At 57.1% G+C, this 12,275-nt stretch carries 5 protein-coding genes; 1 reads left to right on the top strand and 4 read right to left on the bottom strand.

All coding sequences use genetic code 11. The features are described 5' to 3' along the window. Positions 1 to 35: 35 nt before the first annotated feature. The 3 genes from SFX18_00090 to SFX18_00080 form a co-directional block, all read right to left on the bottom strand. Entirely contained in the window at positions 36 to 2,111 is a 2,076-nt protein-coding gene (locus tag SFX18_00090) for an amidohydrolase family protein (GenBank protein MDX1961515.1), read from the bottom strand. Between the two features lie 1,069 nt (positions 2,112 to 3,180). Next, positions 3,181 to 3,861, bottom strand: a complete 681-nt coding sequence (locus tag SFX18_00085) for a hypothetical protein (GenBank protein MDX1961514.1) — start codon at positions 3,859 to 3,861, stop codon at positions 3,181 to 3,183. Between the two features lie 429 nt (positions 3,862 to 4,290). Further along, positions 4,291 to 6,282, bottom strand: coding sequence for a hypothetical protein (locus tag SFX18_00080; GenBank protein ID MDX1961513.1), 1,992 nt, complete (start codon positions 6,280 to 6,282; stop codon positions 4,291 to 4,293). Between the two features lie 285 nt (positions 6,283 to 6,567). Between SFX18_00080 and SFX18_00075 the strand changes: the two genes are divergently transcribed. Then, on the top strand, positions 6,568 to 7,329 hold the full coding sequence (locus SFX18_00075) for a DNA alkylation repair protein (GenBank protein MDX1961512.1): 762 nt from the start codon (positions 6,568 to 6,570) through the stop codon (positions 7,327 to 7,329). A 222-nt stretch (positions 7,330 to 7,551) separates the two neighbouring features. Here SFX18_00075 and SFX18_00070 read toward each other — a convergent pair whose 3' ends face one another. Beyond that, positions 7,552 to 12,009, bottom strand: a complete 4,458-nt coding sequence (locus SFX18_00070) for a PQQ-dependent sugar dehydrogenase (protein ID MDX1961511.1) — start codon at positions 12,007 to 12,009, stop codon at positions 7,552 to 7,554. Positions 12,010 to 12,275 lie beyond the last annotated feature (266 nt).

Below are 12,275 nucleotides of genomic sequence, written 5' to 3'. Positions count from 1 at the left end.
GGAATGAAAGGTGCGTTAACTACTGATATCCGCCGCTATTCCGCGGATTGAAAGGTGGCGACCACCTCACCATCGCTAAGCAGGTGGAGTTGCCCCCCATGCACATGAAACCCGTTGACAAGGCGCAGCGCCTTGGCGAATTCCTGCTCCACTTGCATCAATTCCGGGGGACCCGCCTTGCGCGTGGAAATCAATTCGCCCAGGATGACGCTTTCTCCCACCAGGGCATAGGAGCCGCGTAATTGGTTGACACCGCCAAAAATCGACAATTTTCCCTGGGCAAACTTCATCGTGGGAGGCGGGGCCGTGGCGATATCCTTTCCTTGCAGGGTTACGAGCGTCCATTCCCGGTTTGCCGCCTGGTTGACTTCCGCCATGTCGCAGACATGGGCGCGCCACTGGTACTTCTTTGCCGTGTCATTGATGACGGGGGCAAGCGGCTTATCAAGGTCCGCCGGCGCCGGAAAGATGGTCACTCCTTCTTTGATTGTTTCCACCACTTTAATATCCTTGATTGCCAGGGGCTCGACTTTTAAGGGATTTCGATCCAGGATCACCAGGTCCGCCAGTTTGCCCGCCTCCAAGGAACCCTTGCGGTCGGCTTCGCCGTATTGTTCGGCGGCCCAAATGGTCATGCACTTGAGGCCCTCGGCGGGGGTCACCCGCTGGTCGGAACCGACAGTTGTCCCGGCTCGCGACACGCGATTGACGGCGGACCACAGCATCATCATTTGGTCGAGCGGGGCCACGACAAAGTCCGTATGGTTGGTCGGCCGCAACCCCGCATCGATCGCGTCGCGCATGGGACTGATGTAGTTCGCTTGGTCCTGGCCGCGATTCGCCAAATGCGCATCGGCAAAGTAAAAGGTATGCAAGGTATAAAATGACGGGCGAATTTTGTACCGGACAAATTTTGGAATTTGATCCTTGCGCAGGAATTGCGTGTGAATCGTCGTGACGTTCCACGGCCGGCTAAAATCCCCCGCCCGGGCTAATTCATACGCCGACAAAAACGAATCAATCGCGGCGTCTCCGTTGCAATGCAAAATTAACGGAACATTCATATCGTAGACTTTTTTTACCATCTTGTTGGCCAAGTCCTGGGGAAAAGTTGGTTCCCCCCGCCAGTTTTTCTCTCCCCCCGGACCGCCGGTCAGATAAGGCGTGGTAAAGAAAGCCGTTCTGCCCTGGGGCGAGCCATCCAAGGTAATTTTGACGCCGCCGACTTTGAGTCGGTTCTTGTATTTGGTCCATTCAGCCACGGGCAAATCAGCGACAATTTTGTCAACGTCCGTGATAAAGGGGAAGCAAACCACGTCAATCAGATTGGCCTTCGCTTCGCCCGCCCGCTTCATCGTCATGTACTGCGGGTAATGCGTTGCCCCCTCGTGCGCTGTGGTCACTCCCGCGGCGGCGTAGAGCATTTGTCCCGCCCGCGTCCATTCGATTTCCTGTTGGCCGGTTAAAGGTTCGGACTGCTCAAAGATGGGCAAAAATGCGGTTTCCATGATCAATCCCCAGGGTTCGTCGGAGCCTGGCTTGCGGACGATCACGCCCCCCGGAGGCGTCTTTGTCGCCGCGGAAACTCCGTACTTTTTTAATGCCTGACTATTGAGCACCCCCCCATGCATGGAAACATGATCCACGCGCACGGGATTGTCCGGAAAGGCGGCATCCAGATCGTCGCGATTCAGTAATCGGCCCGCTGGCATGACAGTGTCGTCGTAGCCGTAACCTATGATTAACTCCCCTTTGCCAATCCGGCGAGCGGCGGCAAATCGCTTTAACTCGGCAATGATGCTGGGTACGTCCTTGCCGGGACCGGAAGGGGGAGCGTACAGCTTACACTGGTTCGCCACTAATAAGGAATTAATGTAATGCGAATGGGCGTCCAACAAGCCGGGAAGCAGGGTTTGCCCCCCCAGATCGACCAGTTTTGTGTCATTCCCCCGTAGTTTGAGCAAATCGGTCTTGCTCCCTACAGCTAGGATTAGTCCGTCTTTGACCGCCACGGCCTCGGCCGTGGGGTTTTCATCGTTCATCGTTACGATGTCCCCGCCATGAAAAATGATGTCCGCGGTCTGGGCGGTGACGGAACTTGCAAAAATCAAACAGCTCGATAGCAGGCATCCTAACAAACAAAGCTTCACGTGTTCCCCCTTTGTGGCCGATCCATTAAACATGTGACAATAGTACGATCAAAAAAATCGCCATGATGTTCCACAAGTTTACAACAATCGCTTTAGCAACTTCAATGGCATTCATCGGAAAAACAACGACCTCCAGATCTCCACCGGCACTCGGCTACCTCGTTAATCTGTTCCCCGCCGGCGAAGCCGCCAGAGAAATGCAGGCAACCACAAAAGAAATACAGCCAGCCAGCACTAACCCAGGCGGCCGCACAAGAAACGAAAGAGTAAAAAAGCTCTAAGTAAAAAGAATTACAAGCCGTTCGCTAGCCCCTCGGGTTGCTGTACAATAAGGATAAGTTGTGCCAATGGGTAATCCCCCCTCACGGCCGAGGAACAAGTTCCTAAGGTTGCGGTTTGCCGAATGATTTGTGGGGCTATCCGCTGAGAGACGAAACTAATTCAAACAAAAGTTAACACTCAGGGACAGTTATTGGCAAACTGTTCAGCACGCCCTACCGCGGGTTCCCCCATCAATTGCCATGAAACACGAGTCCGAAGCAGACAATCCGTACTCGCGGCGACCGAAAAAGTTATTTCCGGGGGCGTTGCCGATCATCAGCGCGTCCGCGCAACAACCCGAGTACCAAACTTTTCAAGCAGCCCTGTTCGCAAATATAAAACCCGCGGCGTACACAGGGTTGCTCGTGGGAATTATAACTTTTGGAATTACCAGCGTAATACTGTTATTGGTGTTGACGGTCTCTTTTTTTGAAAGTGATTTGCACTTAAGATACGCTCATATTTATTGGAGTATTGGCGCGTTAGTTCTCGGTTTTACGTTTTTCGGTCTATTCTTGTGCCTTGGCGTGGCAATCTGCTACCGGATCATCCGGAATATTCCGCAAGCAATCCGGTTCCTATTACAGAATCGAAAGTCGCCGGATATATAGTTTGCATACAGCACTCTGCTTTCTCGCCCTTTTAATTATAAAAATGGGAACCGCCATAGGGAGAAAGAGCTTGATTTATCCACCCTTACATCTAAGAATTACTTCCCGGCTGGCGTTTCTGGAACGCGGGTTGCCTGATAATGTTTTACTCTCTCCTCAACCACCGCCTCTAGCTCGAGTTGCATCCGCAGTCGGTGCTTGAGCGCGATCGCCTCGCGTTCAAAACCGTCCAGCGGTCCACGCAGGCGATGCAATATCGCTTTTCCCTCTGGATTTTCCAGCAATTTCAAAGCCTCCGCCGGCGTGCCCGCGGCGACCTGATACCGCACGCCGTCGATCACCACCTCGTACTTGCCATTTTGCGCGTGGATCTCGCTGGGCGTCACCATACCGATCGCGGGCGAAGGCGGAGCGTTCCAGATCGAGTCCCGCCCATAGGTTGAGATTTTGACCACGGGCACATCGATACGAGCGCCGCCGATGGTTTCGGAAAATGATTTTGGTTCCCCGCGGGGGGGGACCGTGGCCAGTTTTTGCCGCTCTTCCGTGGACAGTTGCTGGCGTTGGAGGATTTCACCCCGCAATCGCGTCGTGGGCGAGTCTTCACCCAAGGGAATCCACCGTACCGGGGTTAAAATGCAGGCTCCGTAGCCCACGTTATTTTCCACGGGCGTCAGCCAATAGACGTGAAACACCTCAATTTGCAGGGGATTGGCGGGGGGGGACAAGGGGGCCTCGGAGCAGCAAAACGACAATAGCAGAGAAATCCAAGTATACATGATGCATCAGTCCTAAGTTGGTCAATAGAAAATCCGACGATCGACAATCATCGGATTATAACCGTCAGCCTCAGTTGGGCTTGTCACGAGTTTGTAAAAGCAGAATGATTCAAAGTTAAATAGATTTTAATATGCTTTCTAGCCAAATATAGCGCAGCTAGCATTTTGTGGTGACGTGAACTTTTGCTAATAAATTACGGCATGACGCAACCGCGTTGCGGTAGATGGGGTACCGCAACGCGGTTCTGGATCATAGCCCACGGGTTGGAGCGCAGCGAACAACCCTGGGTCAGTAAAATAAACTAAGGTTCCCGTACTCCAACGGAGTTCCGTAAACTCTAGTTAAACTGGGTAAAAGCCGCGCTAGGATTAATTGCGATTGGTATAACTTACTCAAGCGATTCACCACCATCCACCATCCCCTCTCTCCTATCGATACGGCTTCCACATGGGCCGCTCCACCGGGCGGGTGGCGGTGCGCGCGGCGGGAGGTGAGCCACCCGATCCAGGATAAGCGGGGGCCTGATCGCCGCTATGGAGCGCGCTGGGGCTAAATGGTTGGGCGTACTGCGGCACGGCGGGTAAATTGTCCGGAGCGGCGGTGGCAGGGCGGCCCGGTTGCAGCGGCACAATGACAAAGCCATCGGGGACGACATTGGCATTGTTGTTTGTCGGCGGCACGACCGGCGGGGGGACAACCGGCTGAGCCGTGGTGTTTCCCGGCTGCGGAACTGTACTTCCTGGTTGGGGCACGGCTTCACGGGGAGGAGCGCCAAACCATTTGCGCCAGTTCCAGCCCGGTTGTTGACCATCAGGCGAATTATTGCTCGGCGACAGGCCCACGCTGGAACTTTGACCATCCGGCAGCGCGGCACCACCCCTCCCGCTGGATCCTTCCCCGGCCAAGCGCATGTTCATCAACCTGCGCCGTTCGGCCAGGCGTTCTTGCAGCGGCGGACGCGCGCCAGCAAGCTGATGCGGGCTGGGAATTTGTGTTCCCCCCTGGGTGGGGTCTTCCAGTTGAATATTAACTTCCGCGGGGGGAGTTTCAGTTAGGTTTTGGTCCGCGGGATAAAAGTTTTCCATTGGCCCAGGGGGCAGGGTGGCGTCGGGATTTTGCAGATTTGTGAATTCGCGGGAGGGGGCCGGGGGGGCGTTTTTTGCCGGGGCGGTGCGCCATTGATCGCGATTGGCGACCAGTGGTTGTTGTGGCTGACGGTCGCGCGCTGCCGGGCGGTCACGGGGGGGTTGGCGGTTGTCGATGCGGATGCGCCGCTTGGTTTCCAGTTGGCGGCCATCGCCCAGCGACATCCGCACGTACAAATCTTGCACCGGATTGGCGGGGGGTTGGTTGGGCCAGCGTAATTCCAAATGGTATGCTTCGCCGCCGATAAGGGATTGTTGAAAGAACGTCGCGGATTCCGCCGTGGAAAAATCCCAGCGGGCGGTGCGGGCGTTTTGCGTGGGATCGACCAGCACGACGGAAATTTCCCCCGGCACGTTCAGTTGCGCCCCCGAGGAGCCGGTTGGCGAAACCACGACCATGATCCCCTCGTCGCCGGGACGCTGGTCCACATTATGCCCCCCCGTCAACCGGGGATTTAACGTGATCCGTTCGACCGCCGCGGGATCAGCGACCGCCGCGCGGGGCAAGTTCATGCTTTCGTACAAGGTCGGCGGAGGAGCGGAAGGTTGGTCCGGGTTGGAAAAATCGCCTTGCTGAAAATTTTCGCTTTGAAAGTCCTCGACCGCGGGAGGGGGATCGCCAGCCTCCGCGGGAGAGTGATACGCCGTGCGGCGTATCGTACCCGTTGCCGCTGGCGTGGGTCGCGCGGATTCATAGCCAGTGAGTTCGCCATCCGCCGGAGCCAACCGCAGCGAGGAGGATGTGCCGTTGGGAGGAAATGTCGCGCCAGGCGTGGACGGCATATCCCCGGAATTCACGTTGGGAGCGGGACTATTGGGCAGCGCGGGGGCTTCGATGACCGGTTCGGATGGTTCAACATTGCGGGAATTCCCTCCTGGGCGCGGGCGGTTGTTATTTCCGCCATGACCCATTGCGTCATTCGCCCCCCCACTCCCCGCCAATTCCCGCCGCAGGGCGGTATTCTCGCGATGGCAGGCATCCAGCATCCGTTCGCGCTCGTTAAGCTCCGCCTCCAGCGCGTAAAGCTCATCTTCTAGCAACCGCTGCTCATTGTGCATGAGTTCGCGGTCGGTATCGCGCGTGCTGCGGCAACCAGGGGCAATCGCCAGGGAGAAACTCACAAGCAGGACCAACCCGCCAGGCCAATCCAGCCGCGGCGCGCGCGGGGAACTTCGCTTTGCGCCTGGGGCGAAAGGCGTGTGCCGCGAACTAAATCGCTGAATCAGGCTCGGTTCCACCACAAATTCCAAAAATTGATAACAGTGCGGAGCCATCGACTGCTTCCCCACCGGAGAGGGAGTGCGCCATGCCGCAAAAAAATAAACCGGCGGATTGTAACAGCGGAGTGGGATTTGCGAAAAGAGCGATCTGCGGAAAGGAACAGGGGATAGGGAACAGGGAATAGAAGTTAGGGGATGGAAATATTCCAATGCTAGCTGGGGTATTGTGAAAAATGTAACATGCTAGCTACAGAAATGGTCGCCCCATTGGCAATAATGTTGTTTTGCTAGAGCCTATTGCCAGTAGATTTCCCCTTTGTCGATCCCCTGAGTCCCCGTATGGCCAAGTCGCGTTCCACCGTTGCCAATGTTCCGCCCACAATTTTGCGTGAACTGAATGCCGGGACGCGGGCAACGCGGAATCTGGTCGAAGGGCTGGCGATTGACTTTCGGCTATTAATACAATCGCTGCATCAAGATTGGCCTCCGCGTGAACTGGCCCGATTAGCCCCGGGAATCCCGATCACCCGTCGCATGGCGGCGGCGGCGGAATTGCTGCTCGCTTGTCCGGAGTGGGACGCCTTTGACCAGTGGCGAAACCATCCGTCCGACACCGTGCGAGGTTGGATTTGCTTTGTCGTGGGGCAGTTACCCCGATTGACCCTGCGGCAGCGACTAGTAAAAATCCGCCCCCTGGCCGATGATAGCCACTTTGGCGTGCGCGAATGGGCGTGGCTGGCGGTGCGGGGGCATCTGGCGGCGGAGGTGACGGCGGCGATCCGGCTGCTGACCCCCTGGACCGAGTCTAAAAGCGAAAATCTACGGCGATTTGCCTGCGAGGCGCTCCGTCCGCGCGGCGTCTGGTGCGCGCATTTGGAGGAGTTGAAGGCCGAGCCAGAGTTAGCCCTGCCAATCTTGGAACCGCTACGAGCCGACGCCAGCTGTTATGTGCAAAACTCCGTCGGCAACTGGCTAAATGACGCTGGCAAAACCCAACCCCACTGGGTGCGCGACCTGTGCCGCCGCTGGCAACGCGAAAGTCCCGGCCCCCCCACTGATTACATTTGTCGCCGGGGCCTGAGGAATGTGGGGATGGAATAGTGGTTAGTGGAAGGGTGAGAAAGTTACTGTTGCCCCCGCCACCCGACGGGATGAATTAAAAATTATGAATTAAAAATGAAGAATGGGAGAGCAGTCATTCAGCCTTCTGCATTCCTGCTTCTGACTTTCCACGGGGGCAAAAGCCATCTTGCCCCCGCCACCTGCGCCTCTCGCCCCTCTCTTCCTAGACCCCTAGTCCCTGTCCCCTGACCCCTAATGAACCTACCGTGCCCAACTGCCGTTACCACAGCCGCAATTCTTCAAGTCGCCGTCATTGGTGTTGGCCGCATTCGCCTCCGCCCAAAGCCAGCCAGCCAAGAGATCATCCGTCAGCCACTCGGTCTGGTCGCTAAAGAGCGGACTGACGCCGGATTCATCCCCCAGGGCCGTGACTCCCGTGGAGAGCGGATTTCCCACACCAGAGCCAAAGTTACTGTCAATGGGCAGGTAATCCGCCGCATCGACCATGCCGCTAAAGTCGCCGTCCCCAAAAATCCAGCCAGACAGGCCACCCGCGGTACTGGTGCCAATGTTGGAATCGACCACTACATAGTCCGAGGCATCCACCTGGCCGTCCAGGTTATAATCGCCGGGGTAGGTGAATTTGATGAGGACCTGATTAAAGCCGGGGTTGGCCATGTTGGTGGAATCACCCAGGATTTCACCGTTAAACGGCGAGCCGTTGACATCCCCAAACTGACCGGCGGTATTATCCAGGGCCACCAGCAGCCGTTGGCCTCCCGTGCTGGTATAAAACGCGCTGGTGACCCGGGGGGCAAAGGATTCGTTATTGATGCCGTTGATGATGTAGGACTGCACCAGGCTGGTGAGCGCGGGATTTGGCCCCGGGGCGACATAGGTCAAGATCAGGTCGTTATCGTTCAGTTCCAGGGTGCCATCCAGGCCGATGCTTAGCGCGTCCAGCTTGACCAAGCCCGCCGCTCCCCCATGGGGTAAAATCGTGACCAACCCGCCATTGCCGGAACTATCGCTGGCGATCGTGAGCGAGCGTTGTTTGATGGAGCTGGTGGTGAGTTGCGCGTCGTAATCAACCGTGGTGTCGAGAGTGCCGCCGACGGCCGTGGTTTCGACCCGCGCGGCTTTGGCCGCCATATTTAGGGTATTCGTGCCGCCCCCCGCGTTAAAGGTGATGATCCGTCCGGCGGCGAGGGTGTTTTGTCCGATGACGGTCAGCGTGTCGTCGTCGGCTTCGCCATTGATGATCAGCCCTCCCGTGGGGATCGGGTTGCCAAACGTCATATCGACGATGATCTGGTCGTTCCCCGCCCCAGCGTTAACGGTCAGCGTGCCCAAGGCCGCTAAGGGAGCGGAAAAGAACGGCGTGCCGGTGGCGGCGGCATTGTCAAACACCTGCACGATGCCCGCCGTGGCGGCGGTACGAATTAAAATGACATCCCCCGCCGTCGTTCCCGGTATGATCGGTAGTCGTTCAATATCGACAAAGTTGATTTTGTTGTTTTGCGCGGTCGGTCCGCTGGTCAGTGTCAACCGTCCGTCCAGCACCGTCACATCGCGGGTACCTTCGTAAAAGCGAGTGACCTCGTTGGGCGTTCCCTGGACAAAAGTGGTCCCTTCGGCCTGTAAATCATAACTGCCGTCAAAGTTACTGGGATCGCCGGTGACGGCGAACACGCGATACACCCCGCGCGGCAAGCCAATTTCCCAACTGGCGGTGGGATTGGTGGGCTTTTGCATGTGATTCAGCGTGTCATACCGCTGGTCGGGATTCACCTCGCGGTCGCGGGTTTCATTATTTGTGGCATTCCAGCCATAGAAATAGCCGTTTCCACGATTGCCATACACGATTCCGGTATCGGCGATATAGCCATTGGGCACGGGAACCGTGGCGGGTTGAAAGTTCACCTTGACGGTGCCAATGATCTGATCCGGCGTGGTGGCGCTGGCGGTGTTGGTATACGCTGAATTGCCGCCGGCGTTATACGCCCGGGCGCGGTAATAGTAGGTTCCCCCCCCTAGCACGGTGGTGTCGGCAAAGCTGGTAATGCCCGCATTGGTGTTGCCCACTTCGGTCCAGCCACTGCTGCCATCCGGGGAACGTTCGATGCGAAAGCCGCTTTCGTTGCTGGAATTGTCCGTCCAATTTACAGTGATCTGCGTCGCGGTGTTGGCCGTGGCTGACAACCCGCTGGGGGCGCTCGGGGCCATGACCGGCGTGGTCAACAGCGCCGCTCCCGCCCAGTCGCCATGGTCGGAGCCATTGCCGTCCCCGGCGTCGTTGATGACCAGGCGCAACTGGTTATAACCCACGACGCTGACATCGACACTTTCCGACGCGGAACTGCCATTGAGCACATTGCTTTGAAAGAGCAGCGTGTTGTCCCCATACACCTGAAATACCACGGTGCCATTGGGGCCAGTCTCGTCATCGACGCCGACATCGCTGACAAAGCGGTCGTAGCCCCCCCCCGCCAGACTAATTATGACTTCGCCATTGGAATGCACGCCTAGCCCCTTGGCATAGGTCCGGCCGTTAAGCGTGATTGTGTTGCCGTCCGTCGCGCCGGTTTCGCCATTGCTGCGATCCCGTTCGACCGGGCCCCAGCCATTCGTGGGCGTGCCGACAAACGGCAAATCGCTGACAAAGACCACGGTGGTGGCGGCGTAATTGGCGGTGTAGGTGGTGTTATCCACCGGGGTGGTGATGGTCTGGGACTGGGACCCTCCGTTGGACCAATTGACAAACTGGTACGCCTGATTGCCGATAAACTGCAGCGATGGGGCAAACAACGTGCGCTGAATTCCCTCGACGCCGGTGACCGTCAGTGGCAAAGTCCGGGGAGCGCCATCCAGGTTGATTGTCAAACCCGGAATATTGGTATTGAACGTCATGTCGCTTTTGCGCGGCAGCACGTCGATATAGGTGCTCCCCTGCAGGCCGATGGAATCCGTCACCGACAAAAACACGCGATACCAGACATTGTCGGATGTCTCGCCCGTATTCGGTATGGTAAAGGATCCGCCGGTGACGCCGCTGGTCGTGGGATAAAACGGATGGCTGTGATCATCATGGTGAAAATCGATCCGCCAGGTAAATGCGCTGGCGGGGAGGTTGCCATCCTCGTTATCCGTGCCAATCCCGCTAAAATTGAACATGTCCCCGCCGGAATACAGCGTGCCATTGGACGGGAGCGTGATCGTGGGGACCGGCGGTTGATTGCTGGTCACCGTCAACGTGGCGGGATTGCTGGTCGCCATGCCAAAGGCATTGGTGACAATCACGCGGAACTGGGCGCCATTGTCGGCCAGCGTGGTGTTGCTAATGACCACGCCGCTGGCGGTCGCGCCGGGAATGTCATTCCAGGTCGCGCCGTTGTCATTGGACCGCTGCCACTGATGCGTCAGGGGAAGCGTGCCGCTGCTGGTCACGCTAAACGTGGCCGCAAATCCGACCGACGCCAGTTGGTTGGTTGGATGTTGCACGATATATGCCGGAACATTGGCCACGTATTGAATTTTGCCAATGCTACCGGTCCCCACCCCCGGAGCTCCCCCGGCCCCCGCCCCGCGCGAAATATAGTACATCGACCCATCGGGACCGACCTGCACATCCAGCGGAAAATTCATATTCGAGGCAAATGCCTGCGGCGGCGCCGTGGGATTCAGCGGATCAATCACCCGCATCCAGCCGCTGCAGAACTCTTGGACAAAATACTTGCCCCGATATTGGGCGGGAAACTGCAACGCATTTTGCGGGTAGAAGACCCCTCCGGTCACCGAGCACCCCTCGCCATGCGAATAGGCATAGATCGGGCGGGTAAAATTGGGGAATGTCGCCTGGTTAAAGTTCCCCTCGGTAGTCGGCCAGCCAAAATTTGCGCCAGCCACGCTAGCGTTGACTTCTTCCCAAGAGCCGGCTCCCACGTCGTTGATATAGAGCAACCCCGTTTCGGGCTGAATGGCCGCGCGAAACGGATTGCGCAGTCCGGTGTTATAAATTGCCCGGTTGATTCCCGTGGTTTGGTTATAAAACGGATTATCCGTCGGAATGCTGCCATCTGGATTGACGCGCAAAATCTTGCCAAACGGGCTGTTCAGGCTTTGCGGCAAGCTGGTGTTTTGGTGATCACCCACGGCGATGTAAATCTTATCGTCCACGGGGTTGTAGTGGACCGCCCCCCCCATGTGCCAAATGGGATTCCCCACGGTTGAGAGATTTGGCAGGTCCAACAGGATTTGCTCGCTCCCGGGGAGCATTTCGTTCCCGACGGCGGTGATCCGGCTTAGCCGGTTATGGCTGGCGGGAGTGCTGGCCGTATAATAGACATAGATGTGGCCATTGGTGGCAAAGTCCGGATCCAGCGTCAGGCCCAGCATGCCCCGTTCGCCACTCCCATCTGTCGCCAGGGTGGCAAAGGGGGTCGCCAACATGACGTCATTTTGCATGACGCGGATCGTCCCATTTTGGAACGCCACAAAGACCCGCCCATCGGGCGCGATCGTCAGCGCGGTAGGGCTGGTCAGCCCCGTGACCAGCGTGCTATCGGTAAAGCCTGTCGGCACCGTGGCTAACGCCCAGCGGTCCTCCAGCTTTTCAATGAGGGATTGGCGTTTGCGGTCCCGGGCAGGTGCTTTTCGGTTGGGTGGAAAGGTACAGGATTTTCGTTTGATGCGATTTGCCAAAATACTCAATAAGTTCATGGTGTGCGTATCCTCAAGGCAAAAAATGCAAAATCCCCCGCTAGCTAGCCCTTCCCTCCAACGCGCGATCCACTGTTAGGCCCATGGGAAAGCGCATTGACTCCGGTTGCAAAAATGCCGGAGATAGTGCAAGCAAATAAGACAAGTCTGCCCGCTTCACAAAAACGGAATATACCATTATCTTCATCCAAGCACCCCAATATAGCAATCATTTCGGACGAGATTGTGAAAAATATTCCTGGCTGATAAGAATGAATACCAAGCCT

The sequence above is a fragment of the Pirellulales bacterium genome (assembly GCA_033762255.1).
In the GTDB taxonomy this organism is placed as follows: Bacteria; Planctomycetota; Planctomycetia; order Pirellulales; family JALHPA01; genus JANRLT01.
This window is presented reverse-complemented; position numbering and strand designations above follow the sequence as displayed.

Coding starts and splice junctions, on each gene's coding strand:
- SFX18_00070 (MDX1961511.1), bottom strand. CDS start 12,009: ATGAACTTATTGAGTATTTTGGCAAATCGCATCAAACGAAAATCCTGT.
- SFX18_00085 (MDX1961514.1), bottom strand. CDS start 3,861: ATGTATACTTGGATTTCTCTGCTATTGTCGTTTTGCTGCTCCGAGGCC.
- SFX18_00075 (MDX1961512.1), top strand. CDS start 6,568: ATGGCCAAGTCGCGTTCCACCGTTGCCAATGTTCCGCCCACAATTTTG.
- SFX18_00080 (MDX1961513.1), bottom strand. CDS start 6,282: ATGGCTCCGCACTGTTATCAATTTTTGGAATTTGTGGTGGAACCGAGC.